Genomic DNA, 22710 nt, shown 5'->3' with positions numbered 1-22710 from the left:
AAACATGATGTACTGAGAAAGTAACAACTACACCGTCAAGAGTTTTAGAACTCTTGCAATACATTGCCGTCTGAAATCCGAGACAAGTTGACACGTGTTGTCGTGTCGAGTGATTCAGATAGAAAACGGACTGCGCCGTCTGCTAGCAAAATATGACAGCCACCGGGGTGTAGACTACCAGGTTCGCCCCACTCGCCGTTGCGGCCGATCTGCTTCTGTGCATCTGGGGGTGATCGCCATGCACAACAAACCCAGTTATTGATCCCTCGTGAAGCTCCCAGATTGATCCCGAGTCCAACGTGCGATGCACATGCCCAAGATGCAGTCTCGCCGTCATCCACATCGAGTGTCGTCTCAACAACAGCGGCTGTATTGCTCGTGCCGTCAAGAATATCGCGGAGTCGTGAATTCGAGTTGCTGCCGAACAACGGGCGAGTCGCAGAGGATTGATTCGACCACAAGTTACAGCCTGATCCCCCTGTGATCGAGAATCCATAACTCGTGCGAGCCGAACGAGCAACTCCACACCCGTAAGCCGAACTCGCAGGACTATAGTAGGGAGTCGCGTTGTCACTCGGACAAATCAAAAAGTCCAAAATGTTTGTCGAGAGCGCCGAGTTGCCACTTGCAATCGGATCACCCACAAGTGTTCCACCGTGCGAATTCCATGTGCCTGTCGCCTGAGTCATATCGAACTGTTCGAACAAGTTATTTTGTTCGACGAATGGCAACAGTGACAGCCACCCGGTGTGGTTCGTGACGTTCGAAATCCCGCTACTTGCACAGTAACTCGGATTGCCAACCGCATACGGAAAGACTTGATACGTCGAATGGTAGTTGTGCAAGGCAAGACCGATCTGCTTCAGATTGTTCTTGCACTGAGTTCGACGAGCTGCTTCGCGAGCCTGCTGAACGGCAGGAAGCAGTAACGCAATCAAGATGGCGATAATTGCGATCACCACCAGCAATTCAATGAGTGTAAATCCGGACCGATACCGCTTAGGCATTACGAGATACCCCTTTCGACGTTACAAGAAAGAAAACAACCGGCAAGAAGATTCAGGTAGGTATTTGGCAAGGCCGTGATACGGTTTTCTATGTCCTTCTAGTTGCCTGCGAGGAGACTCTAGTTTCTCGCCTGAACTAGACAAAAACCGCTACGGTCGACAGCAAGCTGTTCTTGGCGCAAGGACCGCCTTCAAAATACAGCAAGACACAACTGCAACCGGCATGCCATCGTAGAAGCTGGCAGAATGCGAACGGGAAAAACCCCGTAGCCTTGTCGGTACAAAAGAGCACGAATCGCGATATAACGTGCTACAATTACTCACCTTTCGACGGTCCGTCTGGCTCACTTTTTTTCAGAAGTCGGCTAAGATTTCCCGCGGAGGTTGTTTCATCGATTGGTACATGCCTGTCGGTCAGGCACTTCTGTTGAGGACTAATGCACGGACTTCGATACGCTAGTTTAGCCGTGCAGATGCACTGCAGCTTGGGACGCGAGTCTCGACGAAATCCCAATTAGGGAATCTTGATAGAAACACGCTGGCTACCGACTTGAAAAACGCCACCACTGGTGAGCGTGAGTTCATCCACTCGCATCCAGACCCCGTTTTTCGAGCCGAGATTGCGAATGGTCCAACGGTTTTGCGAATCGCGTTTGAGTTTCGCATGCACAGGGCTGATGAACGGATCGCCAAGGACCACCAACGCACATTTCAGCGGGTCACGACCCACGTAAACGGAAGAGCGTCGTAGCTGAAACGTCTTCCCTTTCCCTTTCGGTGAAAGTTCAACGATGGTATCCAGCGCTTTCGATTTGGGTTTTGCACGTCGAAGTTCGTACCGTCGAGACCCGAGCAGAAACTGCTGCTTGTCCTGCAAGATCGCTTTTGTAGCTCGCGCGAAAGTCCCGTTGGTGGTATTGAGATCGCGAATCTCAAAATCGAAACGCCCGTCACCCGCCGGGACCAACCGGATTTCAACGTGCTTCGCCGACATGCTTCGATCGTATGGCAACACGATGTCACCTTCGGACCGACCGATCACAAAACTCGATTTCCGAATGCGGAACTGTTCACCTTCTTTCGTTTCGCCATCGTCTAACAGGCAAACAACGAGCGTAGCCGGACGGCTAAACGGCCGGTACTCCACAGCTGTGTCCTGCGACCGACGCGGGCGATGATGCACCAGAGGATGCCGATCCAACACCACCCCATACGGTCCGTCGAGTAACTCGTTTTCCCCCTCGGTTGGATCAGACGTGGGTTCGCCTTCGCCATCTTTCGGGGTGGGCAAATCGTCAACGGATTCATCCGCGATTGGCACCGCTGACCGATCATTGGTCGCGGCCATGTTCTCTTGGAGAACGTTGGTCCCGTTTTCTTCGAACTCGACCGACTGACCCGACACATCCGAATCTTCTGCGGAATCGTCATCATCGTCGGAAGCCAACGGCGGATTCCAGTGGTGTTCGACGGATTCGCCACCTTGACCGCTCGGTTGGCCAGTCTCCGATGGTGCCCCACTCCCGAGATCTTGAATGTCGGGGATGGTGCTCATGCTTGCCCGGTCGGAATGACTCGGAGTGGCCGCACGATGTTGCTGCATCGTCAATCGCTGGATGGCGGCCATCATTTCGGCGGCGTTCTGGTATCGATCCGTCTGCGAAGGTTGCAACGCAGTTCGCACGACATCATCCCAACCGGTCGATAACGACGGATCAATTTCCGAAGGCCATTGGAAAACACCGCGTGGCCGTTGCCCGGTCAGCATCTCGTATAACACGACACCGACCGAATACAAATCCGCTTGATGACCGGCGGTGGTGGGGTTATCGATCTGTTCGGGTGCCATATACTCCAGCGTGCCCAACGGCCCACCGGCCTGTGTGAGCTGTGTCTGGTCGTCGTTATCTTTGCGAATGGCGGCGATACCAAAATCGACCAATTTGATACGTCCATGCCGCGTGATCAGGATGTTGGAGGGCTTGATATCACGATGCACCACACCTTCTTCGTGGGCATACGCAAGTGCATCCAGAACTTCCAGAATGACGGCCTCAGCCTGATCGGCACTCACTTTCTGCTCGCGAATCAGCCGAAAGACCGTTTGGGGATCTTGGCGATTCGGACCATCGACGTACTCCATGACGATGCAGCAGTAATCGTCGCGGAGAATAAAATCGTAAATACTGACGATTCCCGGATGCTGCAGGCGGGCCAAAGTTTGGGCCTCGCGAGTAAACCGGGCTTGGAAATGAGCACTTTGAGCGAGTTTCGACGCCAGAATTTTGATGGCGACCCGACGCCCCAAAATGTTTTGCCGGGCTTCCCACACGCTTCCCATTCCACCACGACCGACATGGCGAATCATCTCGAAACCCGGAATCGCCGGTGGAATCGAGACGGAATCGTGTTCTTGTTTCGTCACCAACGTTGGAACTTCGGACTCATTGTCTTCAGAGGCCGCTTCATCGCCAGACGGAATGGTTACGGTCGCACCGCAGAAGGGACACGTGGTCGGCTCCGCACTCTGCTGCGATAATTCAAGTTCAGATTCACAGTCCGGACAGACAGCCATCGTCAGAATGAAGTGAGTTGGCGTGCACGAAATTGGGAATCAGGAACTCGCCTCGAGAAGTGCGATCCGACACGCAGGTTGTCGGTCACACCCGGCCCATTGCACGACCATCCCTGGCAAACGAATCGTCAGTCCAAAACTCTCCCATGCAACGGGCTTTCATGCGATGCAGAGGTCCATTGTTTTTACGATACCAACACTCACACCCGCACGATAGTGCAGATTGCCGATTTCCATGCACCTTACACGGTCATATCGTCTTCAGATATTCCAGAAGGGCCGTCTTTTCGGATTCGCTAAGTGATGCGGGAAAATCATGTCCTGCGGCGCTTTTGCCGGGTTTCCGGGTATCGAAAATCTTTCTGCGTTCGGCAATGTTCGAGGGATCTGAAGGTTCGTCTTCGAACGATTCGACTTCCAAACCCACGCGATTTTGGTCATACCCGGTCGCGGTGCGTCGCCACGCGGTTGGTCGTTGATCGGGGTGCAAAACGTGCCACAAGGTCGGCACCGACCCATTGTGAAAGTAAGGAGCCGACGCCCACACGCCATCCAATGGTGGCGCCACATACCCAGCCGGATCCAGATCGACGTCATCGTCACCGTAATGACACATCCAACTCTCCGCCAATTTCTGACGGTCGGTCGGTGTCAACGCGGTCAGCCGTAGCGGATCGGTCCCTACGACCTCGATTGGCACCACACGTTCCGGGTAGGTTTCTTCGTTTCCGTATGAACCGTGACACTCACGACAATTTTCGTTGAACACCGCTTCTCCGCGTTTCGCAAGTTCGGTGTCGATCGCCCACGGGTACTTCGGAGCCTCCAACGATTCAATCCATGCCAGCACGTTCCGGAAATCGTCTTCCTTCGAAGTGATCGACTCCCGACTATTCATCGGCATCAGCATAAACTGCACGAGCACACGATGATTCTTCGGGGAATGACCATCGCAGTATAACCGAGTCTTCTTTTTGACATTCCAGAACGGCGGAGCGTCCATATCGTGATCGGTTCGCGGAGGTGCCTCGGATCCCTTGATGAAGTTCATGTCGGCATCGCGAAGTGCACCGAGCAAAATCCCGAACACGACTGCGTTTGTCGTGCCGTTCGTGCTGCCGAGCGAAAGATTGAAAATCGCTAAGTCTTTACTGGCAAACGGTTTTTGCAAGCGGACTTTGGCAAGCCGGAGTTCTTCCGTCAGTGTTTGCAACGCGAAATTCGAATTCGGCACACCTGGAATCGCCCGCCCTGCCACCTGACCACCATGACACGCCAGACAGTTCATCACCCAACCGCCCTGGCCATCATCGACATACCCCAGCGCCGGCCCCGTGCCGTCACCATCGGATGGCTCGATCAAACCGTATCTCTCGAATGCCATTTGTCGACGCTGTTTAGGTGTCGCCGCCTCCGCTTCGGACCGTAGCGGTTCGGGCCATTCCCTCCAGACGGCATCGAACGTTTCTTGATCAAAGTCCATCGGCAACAACGGCGTCGAGCGGATGAACTCGTACCCAGCTTTCGCAGCATCCGCCGGTGATTCGGCGTGAATTCGTGGCGTCATTATCCCGAGTAAGACAATGCAAACCAAGTACCCTATTGTCTGTTGCACGTGCACGTCGCCTGTTCCCTGTGGAAGCCTTCGGAATAATGCGAGATTATACGCCAACGTCTCCAACCCGGCCACGTTTGGACGCAATCATGCCCGTCGGAGTTGCGAGAGCGGTACGTAGAATTTCGTGTAGCGGCGGTTGTCGGAGTATCGTTCGCCTCTAGGATCGGGCACCAAAATCGTAGCGCGTTTAGTCACTCGGTTCACGTACCCGGTCAGCGTGCGACCTTCGAATGTGAACGTTACTAAATCGCCAGTCTGAATCCCAAATTGTTCGCGGGCTTGTTCGACAGGTGTGATCAGCGAATGCGTGCTTTCTCGATGTCCAAATAGACGCGTCGCCATCGAGCGGAAACGTTTGCGGAAGCAACTCGAATCGTCCCAAATCAGCATTTCGACCAAATGCAGCGTTTCGTGTTCGAAGACGCGTTGCATCGCTGCCAACCGATCGACACACGGCACACCGCTGACGGAAATCGCTCGGTGATCGCTTCCTCGAAAAGCCGCGAACAACAAGGCCGTGGAAATTGCGATTTCGTACTCCGCCGGCCCTTTTCGCCGACGACGACGTTGGAACGTCTTCCCAGCCGCGGAGGTCATCCGGGAAGACAAGCGGAACGACAACTTGTTCCCATCCGATCGCGCCAGGCGGCCGAGTGTACCCTCGTAGAAGATTTCGTCGTACAGTTCGAACATTCGAGCCAAATCCGACTCGGCGATCCGCGTGAAGTTCGGGTCTTCGACGAGTGCGGATTCCAACAGAATCGTATCATAGACATCTCCCGCGCGAAGGAAGATATCCTCGTCAGCGAGTTCCGTTCTCTCGACGATTTCTTGCAAGCGACGGCGGTCGGTATCCGTTCGGGGCATCGCTCGGCCTTGTCACTTCTTCTTGGGACGGAAAGCGACGAGGCGGTTTTCGTCGGTAGTTAAAAATGGTCCGCCGATGAGATCAATACAGTACGGAATAGCGGGAAAGACGGCATCCAGGCATTCGCCAATTGCCTTTGGTTGCCCCGGCAAATTGACGATCAACGCCCCGCCGCGAATCCCAGCCGTTTGACGGGAGAGAATCGCCGTCGGCACCGCTTTTAATGAGACTTGCCGCATGAGTTCTCCGAAGCCCGGCATCATTTTGTCGCAAACCGCTTCGGTGGCTTCCGGCGTGACATCCCGCGTCGCCGGTCCCGTTCCGCCGGTGGTGATGACCAGACAACAGTGATCGAAATCGACCATCTGTTTCATCGCATCTTCAATTTCGGATTGCTCATCGGACACAATCTTCGTCACCGGCCCCCACGCGCAGGACAGCACCTCCTGCAAATAGGCATGAATCGCCGGTCCGCCGCGGTCTTCATATTCACCCCGGCTGGCGCGGTCGGAAACAGTGAGAATGCCAATGCGAGCGGTATCAGACATAGTTGTGTCAATGGTAGGGTGCGTCGCGACGCACCATGGAAAGAAGGACAACGGGCAATTCGTGGTGCGTCACGTCGCACCTTATGTGTTTTCAGTTTCCCGATTATCGAATAACCGGCTCAATCCTGCAATTCAATTGGCCCAGGCTTGGAAGCGGTCGAACCAGGTTTGCAGGGCGGCGACGCGGTCGGCGGTCGATTGGTGTTTGCCGCCACGCATCCAGACGGCCCGCAACGCGAGCAGGTGTCGACACGGTCCCATCCGCAAGCCGGCTTTCTGATGATGTCCGCAAAAACATTTGCCGCGTTTCATCGTGCCATCGCCTTCGACGAGCAATTCCACCGGTTTCGTAGCGGCCATCCCTTTGAGCAGATGCAAACCGTCATCCTGAACCGTGTCACTTTGGATGCTGACCACGCCACGAGCCACAATGTTACGGGACTCGACGAGTTCCTCGTTCTCTGGTCCAAGATCGGCTTGCCCGAGTGCGTTCGGGAGAATCCGTCGCCAACGGTAAACACCCGCGTGTAGGTCGAAAATGACTTCGCCGGTGTTCGCCAGTTTGTTCAAAGCCGCAGCACATTGCGGGACGGAAATCTGTTGGGCGATGGCGATTTCCTTGAGAGTGCCCATCCGGACCGATTGTAAATGATCAGCCACTAGGGACAACGTCGACCCTTTCATCTCGACAGGCGGATTCAACACATCGAGTGCGGAACCGCGTGTCCAATCGTTCGTCGTCCAACCAGAGAGACCGAGTGTGAGTCGCATGCTGCCCATGTCCGCGACCCAGAAACTTGGAAATCCGCTACCGAGCAGGTACACGTCGAACCGCTCCGCCAAAGGCAATACACGAGCCAACGACAACAACCGCCGCCGTCCCCAAATGCGAATCGGCTCGCTCGGTTTCGATTGGGTTGTCGGCCCGTGATACGTGGTGCCGTGCGAAGTGATTTTCAATTCCCACGGTTCCAGCACGATGCTCGGCGGTTGGCCATCGACAAGTTCAAACCGCACCGCTCGCGGGCTGCGGTCGGCTTTGTGTCGCTTGAGAAATGCCAAGAGGGAATAAACGGCATCGCGAGAGAGTGTCACCTTCCGCATCGGCAAGGCCATCGCCGCCTGGAGTTGACAGAACCCCCGTAGCCAACCGTCGGGCAGATCGATTTTTTCCTCGCGATGCCCCGCAGCGGCTTCGGTTTGAACGTCCAACCCACTTGGATCGACTGTGAACCGTGTTTCCCGATACGACCGCAGCGATTGAAAGTGGTGATACAAATCCCAGGAGTAATCGACATTCGTCGTTCCAATTTGAAAAGAATCCGACTTGCCGAAGGCCTCGTCACGGTTGACGGTCAGGCAACCGTAACTCGATTCGTCAGCGGAGAAGCACTCGAAGAACACGACATCATCGGCGACCGTCACGATCGGATCACAGGGCATGAGTAGCCGCCACAGTTCGTGATCGCGTCGCCACAGATAATTCGAATACGCTTGGCGGGCCTTCCAGTAGACTTTACGTGCGTCGTTGAAAGCCCATCTGAGTTCCGGGGGGATCGGCTCGCCAACACGCACAGCCAATTCGCTGCGGGCTTGTTCCATCGCATTTCGACGGAGCTTCCGAGCGCTTTCTTGCTGCTGCAGTTTCCACGCTTCGTAGGCGGATTTGTCCCGCGGCTTGTAGCGTAAGTCATTGATGACCACGTCATGCAACGTCGAGATTGCCTCACGAAACCGAAGTGGTTCACGGAGCGAGGCATCGAAGGCGACGGGCTCGCGAAATTGGTTCGGCGAGAAATACAAGATGCGTTTGCCAGCGGCTGAGTGGAATCCGCTTGGCGACTTGTAAGAAACGGTCAGGTTCATGACGGTCTTGAAATCGGGAAATCAGGGGCATGCGATTCGGTCATCATAACCAAACCTCACGCGGACACTGGCCACAATTGTCAGAGTCCATCGATTTCGTCAACCCAACCCCGTCAGGATTCCGGAGACGGTTGCGTCGACTCCGTGGGGGCGTTCTCGCAGAATGTTTTCAGTCGCTGCAATTCTTTGTAGGTCGCGTCGCACTGAGATTTGCGAAGGATCGGGCCAAGAAAGATGAAAATCAACTTGAACAACCCTTTCGCCTTCACTTGGCTACGCTGTGTGACGCGGGTGCTGCCATTGAGGTCTTCGAATTCGTATTCCACATGCAGATCGAACTGCTCGCCCTTCAACTCCACCGTGTTGGCGTACGGGGGATCGTAGTGTGTGACGATGCCGTCAAACTCCATGCGTTTCCCGTGACTCTCGGTAATGCTGCGAAACCGTGTGCCGACACCGCCCTCTTCCTCGTGAAGAACTTCCTCCTCGACAACCACACTGCTCCATTCCGGCACATGGTTGCAGGTCAGAAAGAAAACCTCGTCGATCGGTCGTTCGATCTCGATGCTATTGCGATAGTCGGGCATCGTGTTTCCTGATGACAAAGGGGATTAGGGGTTAGGGGTTAGAGGTTAGAGGGAAAACTTTGGTATTTGTAAATCGTTGCCAACTCCTGCTCCTAAATCCTAATCCCTAAATCCCAAATCCTCACCCCTATTCCGTTTTCAGTCCCTGCATGAGTTCCAGCACGACTTTCGTGATGTGTTCCGATGCGTCGAGTTGGACACGGTTCGTGCCCATCCAAGTTTCGTAGCCACCGAGTTTGTGCTGTGCGGGTGTCGGAAGATATCCGTAAGCACCGTTGGCAAGTTCGATTGTGAAAGCATCGCGAAACGGGGCTTGCTCTTTGAGCTCTAGACCAATTTCGGTGAAGACCTCGAACGGAATCGCACCGATTCCCAGATCGCCGATCCGCAAGACTTGCAGCGGGACGGTATACGTATCCGGCCCGTTCAGCAGGTTCGTGACACGTTCGGCGTAGTTCGTCTCATAACGATGAAACGGTTCGGCGTCCTTGGGTTTCTTGGCGAGAGTCGCAATGTATTCCTGCATTTTCTCGTCAGGTTTACGGACTTGCAAAGTCAGGTCTTTCATGGCGGCGGCGACCGGAACCCAATCATGGTACGTCACTTTGTCATAGCTGGCATACACAGCCTTGGCGACGTTCTCGGCGACTTCGGCCATTTTCTCGTACTTCTCGTAGCGTTTCGATGAGCGATCCTGAAAGTTGATGTTGTTGACATCACCGCTGGTGCCGTTGCTGAGCATCCCAACGAACGATGGATGATCGCCATTGTCATTCCCTTTGCTGACCATCTCCCCGATCCGATTGGAGAAAATCGCGAAGTAATCAGCCGAGACGTCCCCCTTATCCACACCGCCGACGTAGTGCAGCGAATAGTTCGCTAACAACGAAATCGGACGTCCGTCTTTGGATTGCACACTGATGAAAGACACTTCCGGGTCCACCGGTCCTGCCGGCCGCACCAATGCCGCATTGCCACGGGGCGGATTCATGCGGACCGCATCGACACCGCCGAACGGGTTCCGTCGCATTTTCGGATCGGTCACATACCAACGCCGATTGAACAATTCGCGGGGTTCGTCCACGCTACTCCAACCGATGCGAGCCGGTTCAAGATTCTTCAGCGCAGACTGCACCGATTTGACAATTCCGGCCACCAGAATCGGCGTGTATTTCTCACTCGAGGCTCGTGTGGCCGAGTGCGTATGCGTGCCGGCGATCAAAATATGATCGGCAGGCAACGACGTTTTTTCCGCGATCTGCTTGCGGGCTTCGTCACAAATCTCCCGCTGAATGTAGAGGATATCGCAGATCACGATGGCGATCTGCCGTTGTCCGTCATCAAGGACCAAACTGCGAGCATGTAGCGGATCGTGAATGTTCGTCGCAGGAAACGGTGCAAAACCGCCGACGACCATCTCCCCTAATGGCGGAGAGATGTCCGCGATCGCGGCCCCTGCCCGAAAGGTGCGTGCATCGTCGGCACGACCGTCGTCGCACATCCACGCGATGATCGTGACGAGTAGGACAATTCTCAGAGTAGGCGATTTCATGCGTCGATCCGATTTTGACGGTGCTACAATCTACGTAACTTTTTCACAAGTGTTTGAAGAAACAACGCCGAATTTGAATGCAACGGCTGGTTCCATTCCCGCACCGATTAGATAAACACGGTTCGATGCGACTGTCAAGCGCAGACGGGAACGAGCCCGTGTCGCAGTTCAACTGGGTCAACTTATGAATTGGACTCTCGGTCTCTTTCAACTGGCGAATGTCCTGTTTTGCCTGAGCTATGCAGTCCGCGATATTTTGTGGCTGCGATTGCTCAGTGTGATTGCCGGGTTTTCGTTGCTGCCTTACTTTCTCATTGGACCGAAGGGTTGTCAGAACGCGCCGATTTTTTGGCAAGTCGTTTACATTTTGATCAATGGTTGGAATCTGTTTCTGCTTTTGCGTGAACGCCGCGTGATTCCCCTGTCGGCAGACCAAGAACGACTTCGGCTGCTCGTCTTCCAAGACCTCTCCCCGCGGGAAGCCCATCATTTGCTTTCAAAAGCCGAGTGGAAATCGTTTTCGGAAGGTGATGTGATCATCAGAGCCGGCGTGATTTCGGAAGAATTGGTCGTGCTGTACCGTGGTCATGCGGGAGTCCGCATCGACGGCGACGAAATCGCCACGCTTCGGGACGGGCAATTCATCGGGGAAATCAGCTACCTGACCGGTGGACCGACAACGGCGGATGTCGTCGCACTCACGGAAACGGTCACTGCGGTTTGGCGACGTAACGACTTGCAAGAGTTGTTCCAGCGTTCGCCAGTTGTGGGGCAAAAACTGCAGAACACACTCGGCCAAGACATGGCCCGCAAATTGAGCTCGAAATCAGCCAACTGAACTAGCAATTGTGTGTGTCGAGGACTTCTGAATAAAGTCGCGAATCCGCTGCAACACAAACTGCGATTCCGCTTCGGCTAAGTCGAAGTTGTGATCGGTCTCGATGAAACACCACTCGACTTCACCACTGACAGGGTAACGAGTAATCACGTCGCGACCGCCATACTCGTCGGCGGTGCCTTGGATAATCAGCGTTGGTGTGCGTAGGGATTCGAGATGCCGATACCGCGCCGGTTCGTCGCCGATCTCGGGGTGTTGAAAGGGATAACCGAGACAGATCACTTTCGACACCGCTAGTTCGTCGGCCAACAGTGTCGAGATTCTTGCTCCGGAAGAACGACCGAGCAACACCAAGGGTGGATCGGGTTTCAGAAATTTCAGTCGAGATTTCAGCAAATCGGCCCGTTGTTCCACAGCTAGGCGAGAACGGTGGTACAAGTACTTCAAGTATGACGGGTGCAGCAAAATGAAAGCAAACTGCACGACGCGACGGCTTAACACGCGAAGCAAACTTGGCAGCCATGCATAGGAGAACTGAAACCTCCGCAAAGCGTAAAGCCACGCTCCGGCCGGATCTTCCCAGAGAATTCGCACACCCTGAGCTTGCAGAAATCGAACTAACACATGGTTGAGAACTTCATCTCGTTGCGAGCTATCGCGACCAACTAAAACGACCGTGGCTGAAGGTTGCAACTAGAATCCCTTCCAAGAAGAAACCGCCGCTGCGCTTAAGAGCTACATTATGTGCATGATTGAGTTCGGGATTCCGTTCCAATACATCAATCGTGGGAAAGCCGTCAATACCTCGCATGGATCGATATACGAGGTAATGACGGCTCGGAACGATCTTCGTTGTTCCCTCACGTTGAATCAGTCGGCCAATTGAAACTCGAAATCAGTTTTGCCGGACTCGGGAACTTCGGCCGTGAGCGGAGTTTGTGAGGTCTCGGCGTACTTCGACGGAAGCAGATTTTTCGGGGGCGCCGTGACGGACTCGCCATGACCGTCGCCTCCGCCGGCTGCGACTGGCGTCTCTAGTTTTGTCACCGTCACTTTGTAGCTACCAGGCACGGCTCCTTCCGAATTCGGAAACGCACTGACGGAAAACCGCCCGCTGGAATCGGTTAGTCCCGAAGCGGCATGCTTCCCGCCCGCCGGAGCAAACACCACCGTTGCTCCTTCGACCGGTTCGTTGTTGTAGAGGACGACACCTTCCGCGTCGGCAACTGCCGGCCGATCTTTCGTCCATTGATCGTCGCTGCTATCGCCACATCCTAATGCCAACCCAACTAGTGCCAATCCAAGCAAGATACGCATTCTGTTCCTTTCGACTTTTCAGAAATGACTTGAACGAAAACACTCCCGCTTCTGAAATCCAGAAACGGGAGCGTGATGATAGTAATCTCGGTTTGATCCTTTACTGGATTTGAACAACCTCGCCACTGGCGCGGGTCCCCATCCCTCCCCAAACTCCATACGGGCTCGGGCCACCTGCGGTTGCTGCCGGTGGTGTAACGCTTTGATCGCCGGTATCGATGTTCTCGCTGATGAAGCGGGTTGCACCGTCGCCCATCAAGACATGCACGCCACCTGGGTGAGCGCTCGAGGCGGTGTAGTACCCGGTTTCCCAGTGGTTCGCACCACCGTTGAAACACGATGCCGTATTCGGCGGCATAATGGTGTTGAAGCCTGCAAAGTAAGCGGCCCCGTCACCCCAACGAAAACCAGGTGAGGTATCGCTCGTATACGGGCTGTTGAGCGTATTGTTTGCAAATTGAGCTCGACAGTTAATTGGCGAACTCCCGCCGGCGGTCGAAACCATTCCCAATTTGTTCGTGGCATCCGGGCGAAGTCGTTCCGACATCGCAATCGTGTTGCTGGAACCATCGGTCATGTCACGAAAGCCGTAAGTCGTCCAGACACCGAACAACCCACGCGATGCAATCGGACTATTGTTCTGATCGCTATCGAGCAGAGCATCACCACCACAGTAAACATAATTGTTCAGACCACGTGCGGTTCCACTTGGAGAAACGTCACCACCGTCCGATGGGCACATCAGAATGCTCAATTCGGTATTCCAGTGGGCCACGTTGCTCCAGGGCGCATTGTTGGCAGCTTGGATTTGATCGTGCAAGTTCTGTTGTTCGTAGAACGGTGCCAACGGCACATGAGCCGAAATTCGCCCGCGTTGGGCTCCGCCAACCGTATTACTTCCCGTGCCTGACTGTCGCGCGGGGAAGCTGTTATTAACGTCATGGTAGTTGTGCAAAGCCAAACCCAGGTTCTTCAGATTGTTCTTGCATTGCGTTCGCCGAGCAGCCTCTCGGGCCTGCTGTACAGCAGGCAAAAGCAATGCGATCAAAATTGCAATGATGGCAATGACCACCAGCAATTCGATCAAAGTAAAACCTCGGGATTTCGTTTGTTTCATCAATTGCCTCACAGAGTTGTAAGTAGAAATACTGACGGCACCACAAGAAAAGTGGCTGGCCCGATAACGGTGGCAATTGTATGAGATTCCCTGAAAAAAGACGAGGGGCGTTCTTAGCGTCGGACAAAGAATTCATATTCGAATCGACGAAGTGAACACGCAAACCTGGTAGACCCCATATTGTACACAAAAACACAAGTGCACACGCCAGGTTGACAAGCCGAAAGACACAGACAAACGATCACTATGTCGATGTAAAAATCGGATCGCCATGGTAGACATGGTGGGGGCGATCGACGACATCCTTCCACGCCGCCACACGGGGAATACCGAGGGCTTCGTAGATGGTGGCAGCGAAGTCTTCCGGCGTATGCGGGGATTCTTCCGGGTATCCGCCGTGAGCGTCAGATGAACCGACCACAGCACCACCGGGCACACCCCCCCCAGCGAAGAACACACTCTGAACGGCTCCCCAGTGATCACGACCGGGAAGTTCATACGCGTTCGCGAGCAGAGAAATCTTGGGGGTCCGACCGAACTCGCTGGCCATCACGACGAGAGTGTCATCGAGTTGACCCGATTCACTCAAATCATCCAACAACGCCGATACGGCCCGATCGGTCGGCGGAAACAACTTGTCTTTCAGATGCGGAAACGCATTTCCGTGTGTGTCCCAGGTCTCGTTGTTACCCAGATTGACCTGCACCAAATTGACGCCCGACTCCACCAATCTCCGAGCCATCAAAAGCGACCACCCAAACGCATTGCGACCGTAGCGATCTTGAGTGTGATCGTCCGCCTTTGTGACATCGAAGGCGTGTTGAATGGACGGTTCACTCAGCAGCGAAATCGCTCCCTGACGAAAACGGTCGAAATCCTGGGTCTCGGCGTGTTGTTCCAACGATCGGCGTTGCTGTTCCAAACTCGCGAGCAAATCCGTTCGTCGGGCAAACTTCGACTGGGTGAGTCCGTGTGGCAGCGTCAAATTCGGTGCTTGAAAGACCCGCTCGTCGTTTCCGCCCCGCTCCTGATGGTCGAACGCATACTCGGGAAACGCCCCGTAGGACTTTGTATGAAACGGCGAAGCGTTCACAAACCATGGGTCGCGTTGTGGTCCCATTTGTCCGCCGAACGCACCGGGAATCACACGCCCCGTGCGATGCACCAACCGCTCCGGCAACACAACAGCCGGGGGAAGATTGTTTCGCGGAGTCGTCAAGTCGCCGACAATGCTGGCGATCGCGGGGTGATCGGATGGCATCGGTTTGTTCGCTTGGAATCCGGGCGGGATATCCGAGCGTCCAGTCAACATAATGTGGTGCCCTTCTGAGTGCTCGTTCGACCGATGCGTGATCGAACGACACAGCGACCACAATCGACTTCGCTTGGCTAACTCCGGTAGATGCTCACAGATTTGAACGCCGGGTGTCTCGGTGAAAATCGGCTGGAATTCCCCGCGAACGGTGTCGGGGGCATCCGGTTTCATGTCGAAACTCTCATGCTGAGCCAAGCCACCCGAAAGAAAAATAAAGATGCACGACTTCGCCGTCCCCCCGGAACTCGAGGTTGCTTCCGCAAGAGCCGTCTGGTGATTCATTCCCAACCCGAGTAACCCAATTGCCCCCGCTTGCACGGCGGTCCGGCGGCTTATTGGAGGATGAATCGGCTGAGAACACTGCAATGGCCCATGCATCATTGACTCCTCTACCGACGACCTTCCACAAACAGATGCAAGTGACCAGTTTCACGCAACGCACAACTGACCACCGACAACACATCAACGAAGTCTAATTTCTAGAACAGCATTGCGAAAGCATCAGCATTGGTTAATCTTTGGGAAAGCCTCACTCACTTGTTTGTTGCGTAGATTTCAGAGAAAGACCACGATGACACGTCGTTCTGTTCTTGGTTTGTTGGCCCTGCTGACAGTTTCCGTTGCAACACCGTTGCAAGCTGACGACCACAACACTCCGCCTCAAGGGTTCACCGCCCTCTTCAACGGCAAAGACCTCTCCGGTTGGCACGGCCAGCCACACTTTGACCCTCGTAAACTCGCCGCCATGGACGACGAAGAACGCGAGGAACACATCGAAAAATGGACCAAAGATGCCTGGGAACACTGGTCTGTCGACAAAGGTGAACTCGTCAATGACGGTCACGGTGCCTATTTGACGACCGATAAAGATTACGGCGATATCGAATTGCTCATCGAGTACAAAACCGTCGCCAAAGCCGACAGCGGCATCTATCTCCGTGGCACGCCACAGGTGCAAATTTGGGACACCACCAAAGAAGGCGGCAAATGGGATCGCAATGCCGACAAAGGTTCCGGCGGTCTGTTCAACAACGAGAAAGGCAGCCCCGGCCAATTGCCACTCGTGCACGCCGACAAACCGTTCGGCGAATGGAACAGCTTCCGAATTCGGCAAATTGGCGAATTAACCACCGTGTGGTTCAACGACAAGAAAGTCGTCGACAACGCCCCGATGCACAACTACTGGGACCGTAGCCAACCACTATTTGCGACCGGCAAAATTCAACTGCAAACTCACGGTGGTGAAATCCGTTGGCGAAACATTTTTGTTCGTGAAATCCCTGCCGAAGAGGCCAACGAGATTCTCAAGCAGGAATCGGAAGGCGAATTCAAATCCGTCTTCAATGGCAAAGACCTCCAGGGTTGGTTCGGTGCCAAAGAGAACTACGAAGTGGCCAACGGTGCGATTCTCTGTAAACCTGGCAAAGGCGGCACGCTATTCACTGAAGCAGAATACGGCGATTTCGTCGCCCAAGTCGAGTTCCGTTTGCCACCTGGTGGAAATAACGGTCTCGCGATCCGCTACCCTGGAAACGGCAACCCGGCTTATGCAGGGATGACGGAACTTCAAGTTCTCGATAACACCGCCGCGAAGTACGCTAAGCTCGACAAACGTCAGTACCACGGTTCCGCCTACGGAATGGCCGCTGCCACCCGCGGATACCTCCGTCCTGTCGGCGAGTGGAATTTCCAAGAAGTGACCGTGAAAGGTTCCACCATCAAAGTTGTGCTCAACGGTACTAAGATTCTCGATACCGATCTGTCGAAAATCACCGAGTACATGGCCAACTCGCCGCACCCTGGCAAAGATCTCAAAAGCGGACACTTCGGCTTCGCCGGTCACTCCGACCCCGTCGCCTTCCGCAACATCCGCATCCGTTCGCTTAGCGAAGAATAATTCGTGATATCACTGACAACGTAGTGGGGCAAACAGGAATGTCTGTCCCACTACACATCTTCTGCAACCAGTACTGATGGGCACTCATGCTTAGACGATGCAGGCCAAGCTGCACCTAACATCTGCAAAGTCGTCAGACACAGCCGGACTGACTAATATTTCTGTTCAAGGGAGTGTCCGAAATGTCTCTCAGTAAAGCATTCGCGACTAGCTTGACAATCTGCAGTTTATGCGGGTTGCTAATTCCAATTGAACCGGCGACAGCGAATGACGTGCGATCGCAGTTGAAAGAGTTGAAAGAAGCTTATCTAGCCAATCGATCCGCGTTTGAGCATGGGAAGTGTCGCTTTCGGTATACCCGAACGAGTGCAGATTCCGAGGCTGATGCTCTCGCGAGCAAATGGAATGACAAGAAACCACGTCTCAACCGCGAGTACACATTCTTCTTCGACAAAGACAGCTTCACAATCAAGACCGACCTAGACAGAGAGAAGCTCGCAAAAGAACTTCAGTCGGACGACGGACTCCTAGTTCCAGAGACGGTTGCGGCCAAAGGCGCTTACGCGATTCACCATGACGGTCTAGTCAACAATGCTATCGTGTATTCGCCAAAGAACGACAAACTGCACGTTAGGTACCATCCTTTCAACTTGGCCAGAGATGCCGACGTGTCGTTGGCTAGTTCGGTTGACTATGCCTCCGCACGAAACTTTGAAGGAGCAAATTTTCGTATCGACCAGGTCAAGCTCGACGATCGATCATACATTCGCGTGACGCAGGCCGCCGATTATGACTCAATCAACGTAGTCCGTTGGATCGACCCTTCTCGAGGGTACTTAAGTTTCCGGACCGACTATATCCGGCCCCGCACAGGCGAACTCAGCAGTCAGATGTACCTACTCGATGTGCACGAAGAGAACAACGCCTATTTCCCGACCCACGCGATGCTCATAGATCCGGTTCCGTCGGCGGATGACACTGCGTATGTAGAAGTTCACGAGATGAAAGTCGAAGAACTAGATCTGTCGTACAAGCCAACGCCGGAAGACTTATCGATCTCACTGCCAAACTCGACGCAATACTATGATGGTGTGAATCCAAAAACAGCAAAAACGTTGTATCGCAACTCAAAGGAACGGTTTGTACCGATTTCCGTCGACCGCATCGAAGACATCTATAATACATTGCAAGAGATAGCCAGGCAGCGAGCTAAAGACGCTGCTGCTAATACGAAATGACGCAGTGATAACCCCGAGTCAGAATGCATTTTCGGAATCTTGCTGAAGCTTTGACTCCGGTATCGGGATCGTATTCCATGCAAGTGCAATTCGGATCGTGTCGGATCGAACTCGCTCAGGGTGATATTACGACCCAGGAAGTCGATGCTATTGTGAATGCCGCTAACTCGGCGCTTGCGGGTGGGGGTGGTGTCGACGGCGCGATTCACCGTGCGGGTGGTCCGCAGATTATGGAAGAAACGGACCGAGAACACCCCAACGGTTGCCCGACTGGAAAAGCGGTGGCAACCGGTGCGGGGAAACTCTCCGCGACGTACATCTTCCACGCCGTCGGACCGATCTGGAGTGGCGGTCAAAACGGCGAGCCGGAACTGCTCGTCTCCGCATACCGCTCGTGCTTGGAATTAGCGACCGAACGGGCTTGCCGATCGATCGCCTTCCCTGCAATCAGCACGGGTGTTTACGGTTACCCAATGGACCTTGCAGCCGAACATTCGCTAACGACCGTGCGAGATTTTCTCATCGAACATCAAAAACCGGCCCATGTGCGGTTTGTTCTCTTCGGAGCCGGTGCCTACGGTGCCTTCGCCCGTGTGCTGGAGTCGATGACCGCGTGACGGATTCTTCCATTGTTCAGACGACCGAGACGTTCACAGCTTCCGACGGTTATTCGTTCTTCATTCACCATTGGCAACTAAACACCCTGCCGCTGGGAGTCGTGGTGTGTCTACACGGCATTCAAAGCCATGCAGGTTGGTATGGGAAGTCGTGTGCCGAACTCGCCAAAGCCGGTTTTGATGTGCGATTTCTCGACCGTCGCGGTTCCGGCTTGAACAAACGCGATCGCGGCCACACGGTACACGCCGAGCGTCTGGTCAACGATGTCGTGCAGTTCCTGACATCAATCCGAGGCGACGAGCCGATCTTTCTAACCGGCATCAGTTGGGGAGCGCGTCTAGCGGCGGTGATTGCGAAACGACGACCGGATTTGATCGCCGGTCTCACCCTGCTTTGTCCCGGCATCTACGGACGCGTCGGTCCGCGGTGGTATCAACGGCTAGCATTGAAAGCGGCGATGGCAGTCGGCAAGATACACCATCGCGTCAAGATTCCCCTGGCTGATCCCGCGTTGTTTACCAACGAACCTGACCAGCAAGAGTTCATTCGCACGGATGAAAACACTTTGCGGGAGATCACGACTTCCCTGGTCGTTGCCGGAATCATCCTCGAACGTGAGGCCCAGGCGGCGGCCGATTCGATTCAAGTCCCGACGCTCCTGATGCTCGCGGGAACCGATCGCATCATCGACAACCCGGCAACGCGAGATTGGTTCACGCGACTGCCGACCAACGAGAAAACACTCATCGAATACCCGAATGCCGCCCACACGTTGGAATTTGAACACGACTGCCCCTTTATCATAGATTGGCAGAAGTGGCTCGAAACGCAGGTCGCCCGCGCAGCTCGTGCTTGAACAAGACCGGTCAAAAGCGACATTGCCACGCGGGTAACGAATTCCATTTCTGCCGGTTTACTGACGCGGACGACGCGGTGGCGGACCACCGGGACGCCGACCACCCGGTCTACGACGTTCTGTTTCTTCGGGCGTCAAACCGACGACGATATCAGCCTGAGCCAACAATTCGCCATGCTTGCTGTCTGGCATCGGTTTGAATTCGACGTCGACGAGGCTTTTCACTTTGGGATCGATGCTGCGATAAATACCGTCGCGTTGATTTTGCTCATGACCTTTGACGAAGAACTGACTCGTCAACAGTCGACTTTCCCCCTTGCGTACCAGAAAGTGAATGTGCGGCGTACGGCCAGGATATGGCACGGGTTTCACGGTGCGGAAGTAATAACGGCCATCGCTACCAGTTGTGAACCGCCCGAACCCTTGGAAGTTTTTGTCCTGTTTGTCAGCGTTGCTTGTGCCAGAGTGCAGGTAGGCGCCGTTGTGGTCGACTTGCCAAATTTCGATGACCGCATTGCGAAGTGGTTCGCCGGACGGCCCCAAGATTCGCCCCGAAAGATGGGTAATTTCTCCGACTGCTGGTGTCAATTTGTCGTTGAGGACAATCAGGTCGTTATCAGTATCGAGCGGCAACTTGTCAGGGTAGAATGGACCTTCGGTCATGCGGGGTGTACGGGCCAATTCGTCCGCGAACGCACCCGGCGTGGTCCAGGCGGTCACTCCTAGAGCCGTCAAGCCGCCTAGGAAATGCCGTCGGCTCACGTGGAATTGATATTTGTTCGTCATGTCCAGGATTCCTGTGGGATTCGAGCGCTCAATTCGTCTGACTATCAAACGATACGTAGTATCGTGAGAGTACTAACCCCGAATTCCGGAAAAAGTTCCGTCGAAATCGATCGACCGTGTTGCGGTTTCCCGCGTTTAGCTTGCGGGCGACACCACGTCTTCAGAAGGAAACTCGATATGAATCCCGTGCTCGGTTGCTGCTTTCTTTCGATGATGTTATCGCTTTTCCCGCTCATTGGTCGTGCGGACGACAAGCTAAAAACGTCCGCCGCCAAGCCGGTTCCGCTGAACAAACAGAAAACGGTCCTCCTCGACCGCGATGACAAGCAGATTATTGTGAAAACGAAAGTTGTCCTTCGTGAAGGCACGCTCGAAATGCTGTTATGTAAACAGCAAACGAAGGAACACGAGTCGATTCTTTCCGTCGATGCTGACGCTTATATGATTCACTCCGGTCTCCTCGCATTGGGAGCCGAAGCTGGCAAACCCGTGCGGTACGAGAACGAGACGTTCTATCCACCGACTGGCGAAAAACTCGACATCTTTGCCACCTGGACCGACGAGAAAGACAAGATTCACCGGGTGAACGTCAAAACTTGGATTCGTCGAGCCATTCACCGGTTCTACGTGGCTGAGATGGAAACGCTGCCAAAGGGAGTGACGCTGCCAAAAGGCGGAGAACTGCGGTATGACCCGAAGATTAAGGAACTCTATTGGTACGGCCCAATGACCGAGAAACAACGTGACGAGTTTCTCAAAATGACAGACAACAAACCGTTCCAAGCAGCCATTCGACGGTTCTACGAAGAGAGTCAACCACGACAGATGGACGCCGAATGGGTGTTCTGCGGCAGTGGGTTCTATGTGGTGCCGGAAGGCCCGGACAAGGGCAAACGTATCTATCAGGCCGAGGGCGGCGACTTCATCTGTGTCGCCAACTTCGCCACCGCCATGATCGACATCAACGAAGAAAGTTCCGCCAGCGGCGCAAGCAGCTTACTCTATGAAGCCTGGACCGAACGCATTCCCGCGAAAGACACCGTCGTAACCTTGGAAATCATCCCCAAAGGCAAGTTGGAAATTCAGAAGAATTAGAAGATGTAAGGGTTGGTGTCGGTGCGTTACGCTTCGCTTCTCTGATTTCGCATTTGTCAGCGTTAACGGCTGCCACTGCAGGAAATTGCATCGATATAGCGTCGTGGGTGGCATGCCCACGGTTTTACGTGGGCATGATTAGACATTCAAACATCGCTGGCCCATGCCCACCCCAAACAGTGGGCATGCCACCCAAGTATAAACTGCATTGAATGTTACGTAATATTGTCTCTAATACATGCAATTTCCTGCCCTGCTGGCGTCCAATGGGTTGTGTTCCTCTGCAATCCCACAGATGCGCAATCGTGCTTCACGCACCCTACATTCCGGACACCCTGCATACGAGACGACGCTTCAAGCAGATCGGTCGCGAGGATCGCTTTCTGAGTCACTTGTGAAGTACTCGGATTTGGAAATCTGTTGCAATCTCGAGGGAGTCGTTGACGGTGTTGATGAGCTTCTGCATGAGGCTATAGATCGCGTCTTCTTGACTTGTGCTAATTTCGGCATGGGCAGAGCCGATGCGTGTTTCGGTGATTGAGTCGGCAGCGAAGGGAAAGTCGTTCTCGTCTTCATCGAAATCGTCGTCCCGTTTTTCGGCTTCCGCATGGGACGACTTCGGCACAAGTTTCTCTTTCCGCGGGAGTTGGCTCGAGAACCGAGACTCCGGACGAGAGATTTCCAGCACAACCTCTTCAGGGGCGTGGCGAAAACTAAATTTCCGCCTCATGAAGTCTTGCACATCTGGCGATGGCAAACCGATACCACGCGAAAGCACCAAGGCTTGGTGATCTTTCGGGTTTACCGCTTGCCCATCTTGGATGTCCGCCCACATCGTCAAGAAGGTGTCTAGAAAGATGCCGAAATAAGCGTAGCACGGTTCGTCGTCCGTATTGCGACCGTACAGATAGACGCACAAATAAAGATTCCGCACGTAAAGTTGGTCGGCGTGTCCTAGTTGAATGCGGTTGGACATGATCGCGATTCGCTTCAGAGGTGTTGTTCCTACAAA

General features: G+C 54.2%; 20 protein-coding genes. 6 read left to right on the top strand and 14 right to left on the bottom strand.

From position 1 onward, the window contains the following. Nucleotides 1-44 precede the first annotated feature (44 nt). The 8 genes from AC5DDB_RS14125 to AC5DDB_RS14090 all read right to left on the bottom strand — a co-directional run bounded on the left by AC5DDB_RS14125 (nucleotide 45) and on the right by AC5DDB_RS14090 (nucleotide 10621). Entirely contained in the window at nucleotides 45-1007 is a 963-nt protein-coding gene (locus tag AC5DDB_RS14125; protein WP_491740374.1) for a DUF1559 domain-containing protein, read from the bottom strand. Between the two features lie 514 nt (nucleotides 1008-1521). After that, the gene (locus AC5DDB_RS14120; RefSeq protein ID WP_491740373.1) at nucleotides 1522-3432 is read right to left on the bottom strand and encodes a protein kinase domain-containing protein; all 1911 of its coding nucleotides are present in this window, start codon (nucleotides 3430-3432) and stop codon (nucleotides 1522-1524) included. A 400-nt stretch (nucleotides 3433-3832) separates the two neighbouring features. Beyond that, the gene (locus tag AC5DDB_RS14115) at nucleotides 3833-5149 is read right to left on the bottom strand and encodes a c-type cytochrome (protein ID WP_491740372.1); all 1317 of its coding nucleotides are present in this window, start codon (nucleotides 5147-5149) and stop codon (nucleotides 3833-3835) included. Between the two features lie 135 nt (nucleotides 5150-5284). Then, the gene (locus AC5DDB_RS14110; RefSeq protein WP_491740371.1) at nucleotides 5285-6067 is read right to left on the bottom strand and encodes a SprT-like family protein; all 783 of its coding nucleotides are present in this window, start codon (nucleotides 6065-6067) and stop codon (nucleotides 5285-5287) included. Nucleotides 6068-6079: 12 nt separating this feature from the next. Then, a complete protein-coding gene (mog, locus tag AC5DDB_RS14105) occupies nucleotides 6080-6616 on the bottom strand; it encodes a molybdopterin adenylyltransferase (RefSeq protein WP_491740370.1) in 537 nt (178 codons plus the stop codon). A gap of 132 nt (nucleotides 6617-6748) precedes the next feature. Beyond that, entirely contained in the window at nucleotides 6749-8482 is a 1734-nt protein-coding gene (locus tag AC5DDB_RS14100) for a metal-binding protein (RefSeq protein WP_491740369.1), read from the bottom strand. Between the two features lie 113 nt (nucleotides 8483-8595). Further along, entirely contained in the window at nucleotides 8596-9069 is a 474-nt protein-coding gene (locus AC5DDB_RS14095; RefSeq protein WP_491740368.1) for an SRPBCC family protein, read from the bottom strand. A 127-nt stretch (nucleotides 9070-9196) separates the two neighbouring features. Continuing rightward, entirely contained in the window at nucleotides 9197-10621 is a 1425-nt protein-coding gene (locus tag AC5DDB_RS14090; protein WP_491740367.1) for a neutral/alkaline non-lysosomal ceramidase N-terminal domain-containing protein, read from the bottom strand. A gap of 184 nt (nucleotides 10622-10805) precedes the next feature. Between AC5DDB_RS14090 and AC5DDB_RS14085 the strand changes: the two genes are divergently transcribed. Next, nucleotides 10806-11459 (top strand): cyclic nucleotide-binding domain-containing protein, encoded by a 654-nt coding sequence (locus AC5DDB_RS14085; protein ID WP_491740366.1) that lies wholly within the window; start codon nucleotides 10806-10808, stop codon nucleotides 11457-11459. Here the strand turns inward: AC5DDB_RS14085 and AC5DDB_RS14080 are convergent. The 4 genes from AC5DDB_RS14080 to AC5DDB_RS14065 all read right to left on the bottom strand — a co-directional run bounded on the left by AC5DDB_RS14080 (nucleotide 11448) and on the right by AC5DDB_RS14065 (nucleotide 15589). Further along, nucleotides 11448-12152 (bottom strand): alpha/beta family hydrolase, encoded by a 705-nt coding sequence (locus AC5DDB_RS14080; protein WP_491740365.1) that lies wholly within the window; start codon nucleotides 12150-12152, stop codon nucleotides 11448-11450. The genes AC5DDB_RS14085 and AC5DDB_RS14080 overlap by 12 nt on opposite strands. Nucleotides 12153-12329: 177 nt before the next feature. Further along, nucleotides 12330-12776, bottom strand: a complete 447-nt coding sequence (locus AC5DDB_RS14075) for a carboxypeptidase-like regulatory domain-containing protein (protein ID WP_491740364.1) — start codon at nucleotides 12774-12776, stop codon at nucleotides 12330-12332. 100 nt (nucleotides 12777-12876) lie between these two features. Further along, a complete protein-coding gene (locus tag AC5DDB_RS14070; protein WP_491740363.1) occupies nucleotides 12877-13893 on the bottom strand; it encodes a DUF1559 domain-containing protein in 1017 nt (338 codons plus the stop codon). A 244-nt stretch (nucleotides 13894-14137) separates the two neighbouring features. After that, complete coding sequence (locus tag AC5DDB_RS14065; RefSeq protein ID WP_491740362.1) at nucleotides 14138-15589, bottom strand: DUF1501 domain-containing protein; 1452 nt, start codon at nucleotides 15587-15589, stop codon at nucleotides 14138-14140. 190 nt (nucleotides 15590-15779) lie between these two features. Here AC5DDB_RS14065 and AC5DDB_RS14060 point away from each other — a divergent pair, with 190 nt between their 5' ends. The 4 genes from AC5DDB_RS14060 to AC5DDB_RS14045 all read left to right on the top strand — a co-directional run bounded on the left by AC5DDB_RS14060 (nucleotide 15780) and on the right by AC5DDB_RS14045 (nucleotide 19817). Beyond that, a complete protein-coding gene (locus AC5DDB_RS14060; RefSeq protein ID WP_491740361.1) occupies nucleotides 15780-17105 on the top strand; it encodes a 3-keto-disaccharide hydrolase in 1326 nt (441 codons plus the stop codon). A gap of 182 nt (nucleotides 17106-17287) precedes the next feature. Then, the gene (locus AC5DDB_RS14055; protein ID WP_491740360.1) at nucleotides 17288-18343 is read left to right on the top strand and encodes a hypothetical protein; all 1056 of its coding nucleotides are present in this window, start codon (nucleotides 17288-17290) and stop codon (nucleotides 18341-18343) included. 77 nt (nucleotides 18344-18420) lie between these two features. Continuing rightward, entirely contained in the window at nucleotides 18421-18960 is a 540-nt protein-coding gene (locus tag AC5DDB_RS14050) for an O-acetyl-ADP-ribose deacetylase (protein ID WP_491740359.1), read from the top strand. Next, entirely contained in the window at nucleotides 18957-19817 is an 861-nt protein-coding gene (locus AC5DDB_RS14045) for an alpha/beta fold hydrolase (RefSeq protein WP_491740358.1), read from the top strand. The genes AC5DDB_RS14050 and AC5DDB_RS14045 overlap by 4 nt, the downstream gene beginning before the upstream one ends. Before the next feature lie 57 nt (nucleotides 19818-19874). On the opposite strand, the gene AC5DDB_RS14040 is transcribed toward AC5DDB_RS14045, so the two are convergent. After that, entirely contained in the window at nucleotides 19875-20603 is a 729-nt protein-coding gene (locus AC5DDB_RS14040) for a dioxygenase family protein (protein WP_491740357.1), read from the bottom strand. 177 nt (nucleotides 20604-20780) lie between these two features. Here AC5DDB_RS14040 and AC5DDB_RS14035 point away from each other — a divergent pair, with 177 nt between their 5' ends. Next, nucleotides 20781-21698, top strand: coding sequence for a YdjY domain-containing protein (locus AC5DDB_RS14035; RefSeq protein ID WP_491740356.1), 918 nt, complete (start codon nucleotides 20781-20783; stop codon nucleotides 21696-21698). A 388-nt stretch (nucleotides 21699-22086) separates the two neighbouring features. On the opposite strand, the gene AC5DDB_RS14030 is transcribed toward AC5DDB_RS14035, so the two are convergent. Continuing rightward, the gene (locus AC5DDB_RS14030; RefSeq protein ID WP_491740355.1) at nucleotides 22087-22674 is read right to left on the bottom strand and encodes a hypothetical protein; all 588 of its coding nucleotides are present in this window, start codon (nucleotides 22672-22674) and stop codon (nucleotides 22087-22089) included. Nucleotides 22675-22710: the final 36 nt, after the last annotated feature.

It is taken from the genome of Thalassoroseus sp. (assembly GCF_984380535.1).
This window is presented reverse-complemented; position numbering and strand designations above follow the sequence as displayed.

Coding starts and splice junctions, on each gene's coding strand:
- AC5DDB_RS14070 (WP_491740363.1), bottom strand. CDS start 13,893: ATGAAACAAACGAAATCCCGAGGTTTTACTTTGATCGAATTGCTGGTG.
- AC5DDB_RS14060 (WP_491740361.1), top strand. CDS start 15,780: ATGACACGTCGTTCTGTTCTTGGTTTGTTGGCCCTGCTGACAGTTTCC.
- AC5DDB_RS14090 (WP_491740367.1), bottom strand. CDS start 10,621: ATGAAATCGCCTACTCTGAGAATTGTCCTACTCGTCACGATCATCGCG.
- AC5DDB_RS14095 (WP_491740368.1), bottom strand. CDS start 9,069: ATGCCCGACTATCGCAATAGCATCGAGATCGAACGACCGATCGACGAG.
- AC5DDB_RS14115 (WP_491740372.1), bottom strand. CDS start 5,149: ATGACGCCACGAATTCACGCCGAATCACCGGCGGATGCTGCGAAAGCT.
- AC5DDB_RS14040 (WP_491740357.1), bottom strand. CDS start 20,603: ATGACGAACAAATATCAATTCCACGTGAGCCGACGGCATTTCCTAGGC.
- AC5DDB_RS14110 (WP_491740371.1), bottom strand. CDS start 6,067: ATGCCCCGAACGGATACCGACCGCCGTCGCTTGCAAGAAATCGTCGAG.
- AC5DDB_RS14075 (WP_491740364.1), bottom strand. CDS start 12,776: ATGCGTATCTTGCTTGGATTGGCACTAGTTGGGTTGGCATTAGGATGT.
- AC5DDB_RS14085 (WP_491740366.1), top strand. CDS start 10,806: ATGAATTGGACTCTCGGTCTCTTTCAACTGGCGAATGTCCTGTTTTGC.
- AC5DDB_RS14055 (WP_491740360.1), top strand. CDS start 17,288: ATGTCTCTCAGTAAAGCATTCGCGACTAGCTTGACAATCTGCAGTTTA.
- AC5DDB_RS14050 (WP_491740359.1), top strand. CDS start 18,421: ATGCAAGTGCAATTCGGATCGTGTCGGATCGAACTCGCTCAGGGTGAT.
- AC5DDB_RS14030 (WP_491740355.1), bottom strand. CDS start 22,674: ATGTCCAACCGCATTCAACTAGGACACGCCGACCAACTTTACGTGCGG.
- AC5DDB_RS14125 (WP_491740374.1), bottom strand. CDS start 1,007: ATGCCTAAGCGGTATCGGTCCGGATTTACACTCATTGAATTGCTGGTG.
- AC5DDB_RS14100 (WP_491740369.1), bottom strand. CDS start 8,482: ATGAACCTGACCGTTTCTTACAAGTCGCCAAGCGGATTCCACTCAGCC.
- mog (WP_491740370.1), bottom strand. CDS start 6,616: ATGTCTGATACCGCTCGCATTGGCATTCTCACTGTTTCCGACCGCGCC.
- AC5DDB_RS14035 (WP_491740356.1), top strand. CDS start 20,781: ATGAATCCCGTGCTCGGTTGCTGCTTTCTTTCGATGATGTTATCGCTT.
- AC5DDB_RS14065 (WP_491740362.1), bottom strand. CDS start 15,589: ATGATGCATGGGCCATTGCAGTGTTCTCAGCCGATTCATCCTCCAATA.